Annotated in this window: 13 protein-coding genes and 1 riboswitch; of the genes, 3 read left to right on the plus strand and 10 right to left on the minus strand. The window is 71.4% G+C overall.

Annotated features, from left to right (window positions below):
• Nucleotides 1-219 precede the first annotated feature (219 nt).
• The 9 genes from ABT009_RS04965 to ABT009_RS05005 all read right to left on the minus strand — a co-directional run bounded on the left by ABT009_RS04965 (nt 220) and on the right by ABT009_RS05005 (nt 7,932).
• Nucleotides 220-711 (minus strand): PH domain-containing protein, encoded by a 492-nt coding sequence (locus ABT009_RS04965; protein ID WP_502989819.1) that lies wholly within the window; start codon nt 709-711, stop codon nt 220-222.
• 14 nt (nt 712-725) lie between these two features.
• Nucleotides 726-1,574: an ATP phosphoribosyltransferase gene (gene hisG, locus ABT009_RS04970; protein WP_351289662.1), complete on the minus strand. Its 849-nt coding sequence runs from the start codon at nt 1,572-1,574 to the stop codon at nt 726-728.
• 79 nt (nt 1,575-1,653) lie between these two features.
• A complete protein-coding gene (locus ABT009_RS04975; protein ID WP_351289664.1) occupies nt 1,654-1,926 on the minus strand; it encodes a phosphoribosyl-ATP diphosphatase in 273 nt (90 codons plus the stop codon).
• A 34-nt stretch (nt 1,927-1,960) separates the two neighbouring features.
• Nucleotides 1,961-2,446: a 6,7-dimethyl-8-ribityllumazine synthase gene (gene ribH, locus ABT009_RS04980; protein ID WP_351289666.1), complete on the minus strand. Its 486-nt coding sequence runs from the start codon at nt 2,444-2,446 to the stop codon at nt 1,961-1,963.
• A gap of 58 nt (nt 2,447-2,504) precedes the next feature.
• Complete coding sequence (locus tag ABT009_RS04985; RefSeq protein ID WP_351289668.1) at nt 2,505-3,794, minus strand: bifunctional 3,4-dihydroxy-2-butanone-4-phosphate synthase/GTP cyclohydrolase II; 1,290 nt, start codon at nt 3,792-3,794, stop codon at nt 2,505-2,507.
• Nucleotides 3,791-4,435, minus strand: coding sequence for a nicotinamide mononucleotide transporter family protein (locus tag ABT009_RS04990; protein WP_351289670.1), 645 nt, complete (start codon nt 4,433-4,435; stop codon nt 3,791-3,793). The genes ABT009_RS04985 and ABT009_RS04990 overlap by 4 nt, the downstream gene beginning before the upstream one ends.
• On the minus strand, nt 4,432-5,085 hold the full coding sequence (locus ABT009_RS04995) for a riboflavin synthase (protein ID WP_351289672.1): 654 nt from the start codon (nt 5,083-5,085) through the stop codon (nt 4,432-4,434). Before ABT009_RS04995 ends, ABT009_RS04990 begins: the two co-directional genes overlap by 4 nt.
• A gap of 2 nt (nt 5,086-5,087) precedes the next feature.
• A complete protein-coding gene (gene ribD, locus ABT009_RS05000) occupies nt 5,088-6,146 on the minus strand; it encodes a bifunctional diaminohydroxyphosphoribosylaminopyrimidine deaminase/5-amino-6-(5-phosphoribosylamino)uracil reductase RibD (protein ID WP_351290410.1) in 1,059 nt (352 codons plus the stop codon).
• 171 nt (nt 6,147-6,317) lie between these two features.
• A riboswitch (FMN riboswitch) is annotated at nt 6,318-6,448 on the minus strand.
• 305 nt (nt 6,449-6,753) lie between these two features.
• Nucleotides 6,754-7,932, minus strand: coding sequence for an ROK family transcriptional regulator (locus ABT009_RS05005; RefSeq protein ID WP_351289674.1), 1,179 nt, complete (start codon nt 7,930-7,932; stop codon nt 6,754-6,756).
• Nucleotides 7,933-8,098: 166 nt separating this feature from the next.
• Between ABT009_RS05005 and ABT009_RS05010 the strand changes: the two genes are divergently transcribed.
• Both ABT009_RS05010 and ABT009_RS05015 read left to right on the plus strand, forming a co-directional pair.
• The gene (locus ABT009_RS05010; protein WP_351289676.1) at nt 8,099-9,313 is read left to right on the plus strand and encodes an MFS transporter; all 1,215 of its coding nucleotides are present in this window, start codon (nt 8,099-8,101) and stop codon (nt 9,311-9,313) included.
• Nucleotides 9,314-9,480: 167 nt separating this feature from the next.
• Nucleotides 9,481-10,941: a uracil-xanthine permease family protein gene (locus ABT009_RS05015; RefSeq protein ID WP_351289678.1), complete on the plus strand. Its 1,461-nt coding sequence runs from the start codon at nt 9,481-9,483 to the stop codon at nt 10,939-10,941.
• Here ABT009_RS05015 and ABT009_RS05020 read toward each other — a convergent pair.
• Nucleotides 10,917-12,050, minus strand: coding sequence for a glycoside hydrolase family 6 protein (locus tag ABT009_RS05020; RefSeq protein ID WP_351290412.1), 1,134 nt, complete (start codon nt 12,048-12,050; stop codon nt 10,917-10,919). The two genes, ABT009_RS05015 and ABT009_RS05020, sit on opposite strands and share 25 nt — an antisense overlap.
• 235 nt (nt 12,051-12,285) lie before the next feature.
• On the opposite strand from ABT009_RS05020, the gene ABT009_RS05025 reads away from it, so the two are divergent.
• Nucleotides 12,286-12,984 (plus strand): DUF5995 family protein, encoded by a 699-nt coding sequence (locus ABT009_RS05025; protein WP_351289680.1) that lies wholly within the window; start codon nt 12,286-12,288, stop codon nt 12,982-12,984.
• Nucleotides 12,985-12,994 lie beyond the last annotated feature (10 nt).

Genomic DNA, 12,994 nt, shown 5'->3' on the forward strand with positions numbered 1-12,994 from the left:
TCGCCGGAGAGGGTCACTCCTCGGATAGCAGGAGCCCCCACGCGGGCCGGGCGGCCGGCGGAGGGGCAGGGCGGCATGCAGCACACCCCGTCAACAGATTAATCAAGACACGCCCCGGTACGTCAGGGTGAACCCCCCGAGTCGGCACTGATGTTCCTCACGCCACGTGTTCCCGACGCCCACCAGGGCGTCATTTTGGGCGCTTTGTCCGAATTGTCGCTACTGCTGCGAGTCGCCGACAGCCCGCGTCTCGACGAGTGCCCGCAGGGCGCGGGCGTCGCGGATCGCGTGCTCCCTGGCGATGCCCGGCTGGATGCCGAGGGCCGGCAGGCTGGTGCCGTCGCTGAGGTCGATGAACACCCAGGGGTCGCCAACCCGGAGGTTGACGTGCAGGATCTCGGCCCAGTCGAGGCGCCGCCGGGTGACGATGTTGACGACGGTGACGCCGGACTCGTCGGCGACGACCTTGGGCCTGCTGAGCAGGACCAGGACACCCGAGAGCAGCGCGGCGGTGAGGACGAAGCTGAGCCGCTCCCCCGGGCCGAGCTTCGGCAGCATCAGCGCGATCACCGTGAGGACCACGAAGATCGCGAGCGCTGCGGTCAGCAGGACGGCCCGGGTGCGGGACGGCCGGAAGGTGACGGGCAGCGCGGGCACGGCGGGCCCGGCAGGCGCATCCGGCGTGGCCGGCACATCCCGCATCTCTGTCATGGCTGTCGGGTCCTTCAGAGGCGGCAGGCGTGGATGGCCGTCGTGAGGATCGCCCGCGCCCCGAGTGCGTACAGGTCGTCCATGATCCGCTGCGCCTCCTTGGCGGGGACCATGGCGCGGACAGCGACCCAGCCCTCGTTGTGCAGCGGGGAGATGGTCGGCGATTCGAGGCCGGGGGTGAGGGCGACGGCCTTCTCCAGGTGCTCGGCGCGGCAGTCGTAGTCCATCATCACGTACGTCCGTGCGACGAGGACGCCCTGGAGGCGGCGCAGGAACTGCTGGACCTTCGGCTCGTCGGCGTCCGCGCCGGTGCGGCGGATGACGACGGCCTCCGACTTCATGATCGGCTCACCGATGACGGTGAGACCGGCGTTGCGCAGCGACGTCCCGGTCTCCACGACGTCGGCGATGACCTGTGCGACGCCGAGCTCGATGGCGGTCTCGACGGCGCCGTCCAGGTGGACCACCGATGCGTCGACGCCGTTGTCCGCGAGGTGCTTGGCGACGATTCCCTCGTACGAGGTGGCGATCGTCATGTCGCCCAGGTCCTCGACGCCCTTCGCCGTGCCCGGCTTGGTGGCGTAGCGGAAGGTGGAGCGGGCGAAGCCGAGCGGCAGGATCTCCTCGGCGCTGGCGCCGGAGTCGATCAGCAGATCACGGCCGGTGATGCCGATGTCGAGGCGGCCGGACGACACGTAGATCGCGATGTCGCGCGGGCGCAGATAGAAGAACTCGACCTCGTTGTCCGGGTCGACGATCACCAGCTCCTTGGAGTCCCTGCGCTGCTGGTATCCGGCCTCATGCAGCATCTCCGCCGCAGGGCCGGACAGTGAACCCTTGTTGGGGACGGCGATGCGCAGCATGAGGTCGGATTCCTTTGGTGCGAAGGGGCGTTCGGTACGGAGCTGGGGTGCGGGTCTGCTGGTGCTGGGTGTCTGCGGGCTACAGGTAGGCGTAGACGTCGTCGAGGGAGATACCGCGGGCGACCATCATCACCTGCACGTGGTACAGGAGCTGCGAGATCTCCTCGGCGGCCGCCTCCTTGCCCTCGTACTCGGCGGCCATCCACACTTCGGCCGCCTCCTCGACGACCTTCTTGCCGATGGCATGGACACCCTTGCCGACCAGCTCGGCGGTGCGGGAGGTGGCGGGATCGCCGTTGGCGGCCTTGTGCTGGAGCTCGGTGAAGAGCTCCTCGAACGTCTTCTTGGACATGGTGGTGCCTACTCTACGCGGCCGCGCGCTCGCCCTAGCGCCAGGGCTCGGAGACGGTACGCAGCGTCATCGCCGTGGCGACGGCAGCGGTGACCGCCTCGTGGCCCTTGTCCTCGTTGGAGCCCTCGACGCCCGCACGGTCGAGCGCCTGCTCCTCGGTGTCGCAGGTCAGCACGCCGAAGCCGACGGGCACGCCGGTGTCGATCGACACCTGTGTGAGGCCCTGGGTGACGCCCTGGCACACGTACTCGAAGTGCGGGGTACCGCCGCGGATGACCACGCCGAGCGCGACGACGGCGTCGTAGCCGCGCGAGGCGAGGACCTTGGCGACGACCGGAAGCTCGAAACTGCCCGGCACGCGCAGCAGGGTGGGCTCGTCGATGCCGAGCTCGTGCAGGGCGCGCAGGGCGCCGTCGACGAGCCCGTCCATGACCTTCTCGTGCCACTGGGCGGCGATGACCGCGACCCGCAGGTCGCTGCAGTTCTTCACGCTCAGTTCTGGTGCGCCCTTGCCGCTCACGCGCTGCTCCTCGTAGGTGTCGTAAGTGTCGATGTGGGTGTGACTGGGTGGTGCGGGATCACTGGCTGCCGCAGGGCGACGACGCCGTGGCGGTGTCGAGCCAGGGCAGGTCGTGGCCCATGCGGTCGCGCTTGGTGCGCAGATAGCGGAGGTTGTGCTCGCCGGCCTGGACGGGCATCGGCTCGCGGCCGGTGACCTTGAGCCCGTGGCGGACGAGCGCGTCGGTCTTGTCGGGGTTGTTGGTCATCAGCCGCAGGCCCCGTACGCCGAGGTCCTGGAGGATCTGCGCGCTTGCGCCGTAGTCGCGGGCGTCCGCGGGGAGGCCGAGTTCCAGGTTGGCGTCGAGCGTGTCGCTGCCGCGCTCCTGGAGCTCGTAGGCGCGCAGCTTGGACATCAGGCCGATGCCGCGGCCCTCGTGCCCGCGCAGATAGACCACGACACCGCGGCCCTCGGCTGTGATGCGCTGCATGGAGGACTGAAGCTGGGGGCCGCAGTCGCAGCGCAGCGAGTGGAAGACGTCGCCCGTGAGGCACTCGGAGTGGACGCGGACCAGGACGTCCTCGCCGTCGCCGATGTCGCCGTGGACGAGCGCGATGTGCTCGACTCCGTCGACCGTGGAGCGGTAGCCGTACGCCGTGAAGTCGCCGAAGGCGGTGGGGAGCTGGACCTCCGCCTCGCGGCGGACCGTCGGCTCGGAGCTGCGGCGGTAGGCGATCAGGTCCTCGATGGAGATGATCGACAGGCCGTGCTTGCGGGCGAACGGGATCAGTTCGGGCAGGCGCAGCATGGTGCCGTCCTCGCCGGCGATCTCGACGATCGCTCCGGCGGGGCGCAGTCCGGCGAGGCGTGCGAGGTCGACGGCGGCCTCGGTGTGGCCGTTGCGGACGAGGACGCCGCCCGGCTTGGCGCGCAGCGGGAAGATGTGCCCGGGGCGCACGAAGTCGGCCGGGCCGGCCACGCCGCCCGCCAGCAGCTGGAGGGTGGTGGCGCGGTCCGCCGCAGAGATGCCGGTCGAGACCCCGTGCGCGGCAGACGCGTCGACGGAGACCGTGAAGGCCGTCCGCATCGACTCGGTGTTGTGCTCGACCATCTGCGGCAGCTCGAGGCGGTCCAGCTCGTCGCCCTCCATGGGGGCGCAGATCAGGCCGCGGCACTCGCTCATCATGAACGCGACGATCTCGGGCGTGGCCTTCTCGGCGGCGATCACGAGGTCGCCCTCGTTCTCCCGGTCCTCGTCGTCGACGACGACGACCGGGCGGCCTGCCGCGATGTCGGCGATGGCCTTCTCGACGGGGTCGAGCGCGAAGTCCTCGACATTGTCCGTGCTGTACCAGAGAGTCGATGTCATGCCGGAGCTCCTTCCGGGATGGGCCGGCCGGCCTGACGGGAGCGCAGCCACCAGTCGCGCATGCCCCACAGGACGAGTGCGCCGTAGACGATGTAGACGAAGCCGGAGAAGGCGAAGCCGTTGGCGAAGTTGAGCGGGACGCCCACGACGTCGACGAGCAGCCAGGCGAACCAGAACTCGACCATGCCGCGCGCCTGGGCGTACATGGCGACGATCGTGCCGACGAAGATGTACGCGTCGGGCCACGGGTCCCACGACAGCGCAGGGAAGGCGGTGAAGAGGCCGCCGACCGCCAGGGTGCCGAGCGCGGCGCCGCCGGCCAGATATCCGCGCTCACGCCAGGTGGCGAACCGCACGGCGATCGAGCCGTCCTGCGCCTGCTGCTTGCCGCGGCTCCACTGCAGCCAACCGAACACGGCCACCACGATGACGACCAGCTGCTTGCCGGCGCTTCCCGAGAGGTGGGCGGAGGCGAAGGCCGCGAGGAGGATGACGCCGGACAGGAGTTGGGCGGGCCAGGTCCATATGGAGCGGCGCCAGCCGAGCGCCAGGGCGATGAGGCCGACCGTGTTGCCGATCATGTCGGACCACTTGATGTGCTGGCCGAGCACGGTGAACGCCTCGGAGTTCAGCCAGTTCACTGAGCGCGCTCCTTGCTCTCGGCGTTCTCGCCGTTCTCTGAGTCCGTGGCGTCCGTGGTGTCCTTGGCGGCCAGCAGCCGCTCGACGTACTTGGCGATGACGTCCACCTCGAGGTTGACCGGGTCGCCGGGCTGCTTGATGCCGAGCGTCGTCAGGGCGAGCGTGGTGGGGATCAGGCTGATGGTGAAGTAGTCGGGGCCGGCGTCGACGACGGTGAGGCTCACGCCGTCGACGGTGATGGAGCCCTTCTCGACGACGTACCGGGAGAGGTCCGCGGGCAGCGAGATCTTGATGATCTCCCAGTTCTCGGAGGGCTTGCGCTCGAGGATCTGCCCGGTGCCGTCGACGTGGCCCTGCACGATGTGCCCGCCGAGGCGCGCGCCGACCGCGGTGGGCCGCTCCAGGTTGACCCGGGAGCCGACGGCGAGGGCGCCGAGGCTCGACCGGTTCAGCGTCTCCGCCATCACGTCCGCGGTGAACGCGTCGCCCTCGTGCTCCACGACCGTCAGACAGACGCCGTTGACGGCGATGGAGTCGCCGTGGTTGGCGCCTTCGGTGACGACGGGGCCGCGCAGCCGGAAGCGGGAGGCGTCGCCGAGATTCTCGACGGCGGTGACCTCTCCCAGCTCTTCGACGATTCCGGTGAACACGTTCAGTGCTCCTTCGTTGCGAGGGTGGCGGTGATGCGCAGATCGGGCCCGATGCGCACGGTCTCGGTCATGTCGAGCCGCAACGCGTCGGTGATGGTGGTGATTCCGGCGGCGGCGAGGGCCGCGCTGCCCTCGCCGAGAAGTACGGGCGCGAGGTAGCCGACGATCCGGTCGACGGCGCCCGCCGCGACGAAGGCTCCGGCGAGCGTCGGGCCGCCTTCGAGGAGCACGGACCGGACGCCGCGCAGGTGCAGGTTCGTGAGCAGGTCGTGCACGCCGAGGCGCCCGTCGTGCAGGGGCAGCCGGAGCAGTTCGACGCCTGGCAGATGGCGCGTGTCGGCGTCCTCGGCGACGACGACCAGCGTGGGTGCCGCGTCATCGAGGACGCGGGCGGTCGGCAGGATCGTGGCGTGGGTGTCGAGGACGACGCGCAGCGGCTGTACGACCCCGTCGATGCCGCGCACCGCGAGGTGCGGGTCGTCGGCGCGGGAGGTCCCCGAGCCGACGACGACCGCGTCGCACTCGGCGCGCAGCCGGTGCACGTCGGCGCGGGACTCCGCGGAGGTGATCCAGCGGCTGGTGCCGTCGGCGGCGGCGATCCGGCCGTCGAGCGTGGCCGCGTACTTCCAGGTGACGTGGGGGCGGCCGAGGCGTACGGAGGTGAGCCAGGCGATGTTGCCCGCCTCCGCCTCGTCGGCGAGGAGGCCGCCTTCGACGTCGATGCCGGCGCGGCGCAGGGTCTCCGCGCCGCCCGTCGCCGAGGGGTTGGGGTCGCCGACCGCGTAGACGACGCGGGCGATCCCCGCGTCGATGAGGGCCTGGGCGCAGGGGCCCGTACGGCCCGTGTGGTTGCAGGGTTCAAGGGTGACGACGGCGGTGCCACCGCGGGCCCTGTCACCGGCCGCGCGCAGGGCGTGGATCTCGGCGTGCGGGCCGCCGGCCCGCTGGTGGAAGCCCTCGCCGACGATGTCGCCCGAGGCGTCGAGGATGACGGAGCCCACGACGGGGTTGGGGCTGGTGGAGCCGAGTCCGCGCGCGGCGAGCGCGATGGCGCGATGCATCGCTGCTGCTTCGGCTGCGGTGGGGGCCACCGGGTCCTCCTGCCTCTTCGGGCACGGACTCCGGGGCTGTCGATGACGACAGAATGTACGAGCGTGACTCCACGGGATCGCCGGACGCGGCCGTCTCGGTGGACGGACCGTCGGCGGCGTACACGTGGATGTGTTCGCCCGCCGCGCACTGCCTCCCATCCGGACTTTAACCGTCGGTCCAGGAATTTCACCTGGTCAACCGGCCACTGGATGCGGCCGGGTCGCGGACTTTAACCGCCGGTTCGGACTTTCACCGACCCCGGAGTGCGCTGCTTCTGGTACACGGACAGTGTGCCACGGCTGATCGTCGCTCATGCGATCGGTTCGCTGTGGACTGGCTCACAGCGGCGCCGCTATGGACAGTCGTGCCGCTGGGGCGGCACGGGTGGGCACAGCGGCACCCCGACGGCGGGCAACGCCTCTCACCGTCGGCAACCCCGACGCGGGGCGGCCGTACGGCCCAAGGGAACCCGCCGTCGTGGGTTGTGCCCACCCTCCCCCAGCTACCGCTGGGAGGTGCCCTAGCCCTACGGAACGCCTGCCCACAACGGTGATGCGGAACGTCTGCCCACAACGGTCACCCCGGGAACAGCTCATCCTGGGCCGCCTCCCGGGCCTTGAGGAGGGCGCCCCGCAGCACCGCCGCGCCGCCGAGCGTGCTTGCCCGCACCTCCGTGGGCAGGGGCGACATCGAGGCGAGCCGGTCCGCGACCCGGGCGGCCAGGACTTCGCCGCCCCCGTGCCCGACCTCGCCGCCAAGGACGACGCAGCCGGGGTCGAGGACGGCCGTCACCGAGGCCACGCCGATGGCGAGCCGGTCGGCGAGAGCGTCGAGGAACGCATGCTCCCGGCCGCCCGCCGCCGCCGAGGCCGCCTGCCGTACAAGTGCCGCGGCGGGTGGCTCGTGCGACACCTGGGGCGTCAACAGACCATGTGACAAGGCCAGTTCCGCGATGGCCGCCGCCCCGGCCAGCGAGTGGAAACCGCCGTCGCAGGCGGTCGCGGACGGCAGACCGGCCGTGCCGGGTACCGGCAGGAAGCCGATCTCGCCGGTGCCGCCCGAGGCGCCGCGGCGCAGGGCCCCGTCGAGCACGACGGCGGCACCGACGCCATGGCCGAGCCAGAGCAGGACGAAGGTGTCGCGGTCGGCGGCGGCGCCGTCGCGCTGTTCGGCCAGGGCGGCGAGGTTGGTCTCGTTCTCCACGAGGACGCGCGCCGCGAGCCGTTCATGGAGGGCGCCGGCGAGTCGGCGGTGCCAGGCGGGCAGCCCGGAGGAGTCGCGGAGTTCGCCGGTCGCCGGGTCGATCAGGCCGGGCGCGCCGACGCCGATGCTGTGCAGCCGCTCCGCGCCGGCCTCCTTGGCGGTGCGCTCGACGAGGGCGACGGCCTGCTCGACGGCGGGCCCGGTGCCGGTATCCCCGCCGATCGGTACGGACGCCTCGGCCAGCACGGTGCCGAGCAGGTCGGCCACGACGACGGTGAGTCCGTCGGTGCGTACGTCGAGGGCCGCGAGATGCGCGCGGTCGGCGACGATGCCGTAGAGCCGTGCGTTCGGCCCCCGGCGCTCCGCGCCCGCCTCGCCGACCACCGTGATCAGCGCGGCGCTCTGCAGCCGCTCGACGAGGTCGGCGACCGTGGGCCTGGACAGGCCGGTCAACTGTTTCAACTGACCTGCCGTGAGCGGGCCTTGCTGCTGCAGCAGGCGGAGCGCGAGCCGGTCGTTGATGGCCCGGGCGGTGCTCGGTGATGCGGGCATGCCGGGATCCTTCCAGATCACTGTTGCCTTGCCGCCGTGCGCGGGGCTTCCCTTGCCCTTAATTATCAGGCAGGGTCCCTGATAGTTCTGTTAGCTTACTGCGCGCGCCAGGCATCGAGCCGCGAGCGGGTAAACGGGGAATCGGGAACCGGGGAGGAACGACCGCATGAGTGAAGTGCTCTACGAAAAGCGCGAAGTGAGTCGCGCCCGGTACGCAGTGGCGGCCGTCTTCGCCGTGCACGGCGCGGTCACGGGCTCCTTCGCGACCCGTGTGCCGTGGATCCAGGACCATGCGTCGGTGAGCGCGGGCCAGCTCGGTGTGGCCCTCGCCTTCCCGGCGTTCGGCGCGGCCGTGGCGATGCCCGTGGCCGGCTGGGTGAGCCACCGCTTCGGCGCCCGTACCGCCCTGCGCGCCCTGCTCACGCTCTGGACGCTCGCGCTCGTGCTGCCCTCGCTCGCTCCCAACCTGCTCACGCTGTGCGTGGCCCTCTTCGTGTACGGCGCCACGGCGGGCATGGCCGACGTGGCGATGAACGCGCTGGGCGTCGAGATCGAGAACCGGCTCGGCAAGTCGATCATGTCGGGGCTCCACGGCATGTGGAGCGCGGGCGCCCTGATCGGCTCCGCGGCGGGCACGCTCGCCGCGCACCTGGGATCCGACGCCCGCGTCCACCACCTGCTGGCCGCGGCGGTCCTGACGGCGGTCGGGCTGATCGCCTGCCAGGGCGTACTGGATCTGCGGCCCGCGGAGGACGAGGAGCCGCCGCCGCGGTTCACGCTGCCGCCGAAGTCGGCGCTGCTGATCGGCGCGGTGGGGTTCTGCGCGGTGTTCGCGGAGGGCGCGAGCCTCGACTGGTCCGCGGTCTATCTGCGCGACGTGCTCGACACGTCGGCGGGTCTGGCGGCCGCGTCCACCACGGGCTTCACGCTCACCATGGCGCTCGCCCGGATCGCGGGCGACGGGGTGGTGAACCGGTTCGGCGCGGTACGCACCGTGCGCGTCGGCGGGGTGCTGGCCACGCTCGGCGGTCTGCTGGTCGTCATGGCCTCGCATCCGGCGGTGGCGATGGCCGGGTTCGGGCTGCTGGGCCTCGGCATCGCGGTCGTCGTACCGCTGGCCTTCGCCGCGGCCGGGCGCAGCGGCCCCAGCCCCAGCCAGGCCATCGCGGGCGTCGCCACCATCACGTACACGTCGGGCCTGATCGCGCCGTCGGCGATCGGTTCGCTCGCCCAGGCGACCAGCCTCGTGGTGTCCTTCGGGCTGGTGACGGTGCTGGCGCTCGGTCTGGTCGCGTTCGCGGGCGTGCTGCGTACGGGAGGCAGGGAGAGTACGCGGGCAGGTGCACCGACGAGTACGACGGCACCTGATCCGCGGCCCTGAGCGGACCCGGACCCGGCGGGCGCCTCGCGGAGACGGCGCCCCGCCACTGCGGGAGTCCCCGCTCCCCGCGCGCTGAGACGGCTCTCCCCCGCCGCGGGGAGAAGCACTACGCATGCCGCATTAGCATTGCACTGTTTGTCTCGGCGTACAGAAAGCGAAAACTCACCATGGATCTCGGCGTGCGCTGGAGGCTGCACGGCGACGGGCGGACCCCCGCTCCCGGAGCCGTCGTCCGACCCGACGAGCGGCTGTCCTGGCCGCGCACGGTCGGGCTCGGCGCCCAGCACGTGGTCGCCATGTTCGGCGCGTCGTTCGTGGCGCCCGTCCTGATGGGTCTCGACCCGAACCTCGCGATCATGATGTCGGGCGTCGCGACGGTCATCTTCCTGCTGGCCACGCGCGGCCGGGTGCCCAGCTACCTGGGCTGTTCGCTGTCCTTCGTGGGCGTGGCGGCGGTGATCAGGGCGCAGGGCGGTACGAGCGCCGTGGTGACGGGTGCGGTCTTCGTGGTCGGCATCGTGCTGTTCCTCGCCGGTCTCGCGGTGCAGCGGTTCGGGGCGCGGATCATCCACGCCACCATGCCGCCGATCGTCACCGGCGCGGTGGTCATGCTGATCGGCTTCAACCTGGCGCCGGTGACCGCCGCGACGTACTGGCCGCAGGACCAGTGGACGGCGCTGCTGGTGATGCTGTTCACCGGTTTGGCCGTGGTCTGCCTGCGCGGTTTCTGGTCGCGCATCGCGATCTTCCTGGGGCTGATCTTCGGATACGGCATCTCGTGGGTGTTCGACCGCGTCTTCGGCAAGATCCACTCGGTGAACGGCGGCGCCGAGGCCGTCGACCACTGGCGACTGGACCTCTCGGGCGTCGGCAAGGCCGACTGGATCGGGCTGCCGTCCTTCCACGCGCCGAGCTTCGAGTGGTCGGCGATCCTCGTCGCGCTGCCCGTCGTGATCGCCCTGATCGCGGAGAACGCGGGCCACGTCAAGGCCGTCGGCGAGATGACCGGCGACCCGCTGGACGACAAGCTCGGCACCGCGATCGCCGCCGACGGCGCCGCGTCGATACTCTCCACCGCGGTCGGCGGCCCGCCCAACACCACGTACTCCGAGAACATCGGCGTCATGGCCGCAACGCGCGTCTACTCGACGGCCGCGTACTGGGCCGCCGCGGGCTTCGCCCTCCTCTTCGGTCTCTGCCCGAAGTTCGGCGCGGTCGTGGCCGCCATCCCGGGCGGCGTCCTCGGCGGCATCACGGTCATCCTCTACGGCATGATCGGCCTGCTCGGCGCCCAGATCTGGATCAACGCCAAGGTGGATCTGCGCAATCCGCTGAACCTCGTCCCCGCGGCAGCGGGCATCATCATCGGCGTCGGCGGCGTCTCGCTGAAGTTCACCGACACCTTCTCGCTGAGCGGCATCGCCCTCGGCACGCTCGTCGTGATCACCGGCTACCACGCGCTGCGCGCCATGGCCCCCGCCCACCTCAAGGTGCAGGAGCCGCTGCTCGACGCCGGCACCTCCACGTACGACAAGGACGCGGAGCAGGAAGCCACCGGCCAGGAATCGGCTGGTCAGGAGGCGGGCGATGAAGCGTCGAAGGGTCAGCCGCCCGTCACCAGGTCGTAGGCGTAGTCCGGGGTGAAGGTGCCCGGCGCGCCCTTACAGCCGTCGGACTCCCCGGGGAGTTTGACCCAGAGGTAGGCGTCGATGCGGGCCTGTCCGGTGCGTAACGTCGGCGCCTGGCCGAGCTTGCGGCCCGCCGGGTCGCACCACTCGCCGTCGGCCGGGGCGCCGTTGCCGTTCCGGCTGGTGTCGATGACGGCGCCCAGGCTCGAGGGGCCGCCCAGCGCCGACAGGACCTGGCGGGCGTAGGCCGCTTCCTGGGTGGTTCGGTGGAAGTTCGAGACGTTGGTGAAGATGCCGTCGGACGAGGCGGCCGACGCCGCGCCCGCCTGCCGCAGCCTGGCCGCCTGCGTGGCGGCCGGGTTCCAGTCGGAGTGGCCCGCGTCGTAGTAGACCCTGACCCGCGAGTCCGCCGCCTTGAGGACGCGGCCCGCGCGCGCCAGCGAGGCGTACCGCCTTGCCTTGTCACCCGCCGAAAGGCAGTCGATCTGCGCGAGAGAGTCGGGTTCCAGGATCACGATGACCTCGCCGGCGCCGAGCCCGGCGGCGAACTTGTCGATCCATGCGTCGTACGCGTCGAAGTCGGGCGCCCCGCCCTGAGACGCGCCCCCGCAGTCGCGCTGCGGAATCGCGTACGGCACGACGACGGGCACCTGTCCGCTCCCGGCGGCTCTCGAAGTGACGGCACGCACGCGTGAAGTGATCGTCGCCGGCGTGTAGTCGGCGAACCACACCGCGGCAGGCTGGTCGGCGATGCGGGACTCGATGAGCGGGCGCCGCGGATCGCTGCGGTTGGCCCGGACCCACTCGAGCACCTGCGAGTCGTTGTGCCGGTACAGCCGGGTCGACACGGCGGGCGCGGCCGCAGCGGACGTCGTCGGCGCCTTGGTGGTGGCCTTGGCCTTGGGCGACGGCTTGGCCGAGGACTTGGAGGGCGACGGCGAGGCCGAGGTGGTGGACGGGGACGCGCTGGGCACCGCGGGCAGCGGCTGCAGACTCGGTGACGTGGTCACCCTCGGCCGCGCCTCGTCCGTTCCGCCGCCCTGGTCAAGGGCGTTGACCAAGCCCGTGACGGTTCCGACGGCGACCACGACCGATGCCGCCGTGGCCATGGCACCGCGGCCGGTGCGCCCGCGCCGCCTCCTGCGTTCCGCCAGGCGCTGCGCGCGTGGGCCTGACACGTGCTGTTCCCCCTTCTCCGTGGCGCTCCCCTGCGCCACGGCTTGGTCCGGCGGTCCCCTGCGCCGTGGTCGGTCGTGTCTGCCGGTGCCGGTGGCGTTCCCCCGTTCTGGGGAAGCCCGCGGCCCGGCGACACCCGCGCCAGCCTATGGCTGGGACCCTGCCCCCATGGCGCAGTTGGAGCAGTTCACACATTCGCCACCGCACGGGGTCGACGCGGTGGTGGCGCGGATGCGCGCGTTCGGCGCGGTCTGGCCGGCCCATGACGGCGTAGCGGTCTTCAACCGCGTCTACCTGGCCGTCACGGAGGAGGTCGACCGGCGCATCGACTCAGGTGGGTTCCCGGACCCGCGTGCCGCCGCCACGCTGGACGTTCGGTTCGCCGAGCGCTATCTGGCGGCGGTCGAGTCGGTGGCCGAAGAACGCCGCCCACCGTCGTGCTGGCGGCCACTGTTCGAGTACCGGCGCCATCCCGGAGTACGTCCGATGCAGTTTGCACTCGCGGGCATCAATGCGCACATCGGGCACGACCTGGCGCTCGCCGTCGTGGACACCTGTCGTACGCTCGGCTGCGAACCGGCCGAGCTGGAGGACGAGTTCGACCGCGTGGGCGACCTCCTCGTGTCGCTGGAGGAGCGCATCCGCGAAGATCTGATGCCCGGCCCCGATCTTCTGCAGATCGCCGATCCGCTGACGCATCTCCTCGGCTCCTGGAGTCTGGAACGCGCGCGGGACGGCGCATGGGCGGCGGCCCGGGCGCTGTGGGCACTGCGCGGACTCCCGGAAGTCGTCGAGGAGTTCACACAGCGGCTCGACGCGGGCGTGGGGCTGGTGGGCCGCATGCTGCTCACTCCACTGCCCAGCTGACGGGGTATCC

The organism is Streptomyces sp. NPDC002896, assembly GCF_040295225.1.
Lineage (GTDB): Bacteria > Actinomycetota > Actinomycetes > Streptomycetales > Streptomycetaceae > Streptomyces.

What these genes read in the sequence shown, in the direction of transcription:
- ABT009_RS04965 (WP_502989819.1), bottom strand. Translation starts at nt 711, where the DNA reads ATGACAGAGATGCGGGATGTGCCGGCCACGCCGGATGCGCCTGCCGGG.
- hisG (WP_351289662.1), bottom strand. Translation starts at nt 1,574, where the DNA reads ATGCTGCGCATCGCCGTCCCCAACAAGGGTTCACTGTCCGGCCCTGCG.
- ABT009_RS04975 (WP_351289664.1), bottom strand. Translation starts at nt 1,926, where the DNA reads ATGTCCAAGAAGACGTTCGAGGAGCTCTTCACCGAGCTCCAGCACAAG.
- ABT009_RS04985 (WP_351289668.1), bottom strand. Translation starts at nt 3,794, where the DNA reads ATGACATCGACTCTCTGGTACAGCACGGACAATGTCGAGGACTTCGCG.
- ribD (WP_351290410.1), bottom strand. Translation starts at nt 6,146, where the DNA reads ATGCATCGCGCCATCGCGCTCGCCGCGCGCGGACTCGGCTCCACCAGC.
- ABT009_RS05005 (WP_351289674.1), bottom strand. Translation starts at nt 7,932, where the DNA reads ATGCCCGCATCACCGAGCACCGCCCGGGCCATCAACGACCGGCTCGCG.
- ABT009_RS05010 (WP_351289676.1), top strand. Translation starts at nt 8,099, where the DNA reads ATGAGTGAAGTGCTCTACGAAAAGCGCGAAGTGAGTCGCGCCCGGTAC.
- ABT009_RS05015 (WP_351289678.1), top strand. Translation starts at nt 9,481, where the DNA reads ATGGATCTCGGCGTGCGCTGGAGGCTGCACGGCGACGGGCGGACCCCC.
- ABT009_RS05020 (WP_351290412.1), bottom strand. Translation starts at nt 12,050, where the DNA reads ATGGCCACGGCGGCATCGGTCGTGGTCGCCGTCGGAACCGTCACGGGC.
- ABT009_RS05025 (WP_351289680.1), top strand. Translation starts at nt 12,286, where the DNA reads ATGGCGCAGTTGGAGCAGTTCACACATTCGCCACCGCACGGGGTCGAC.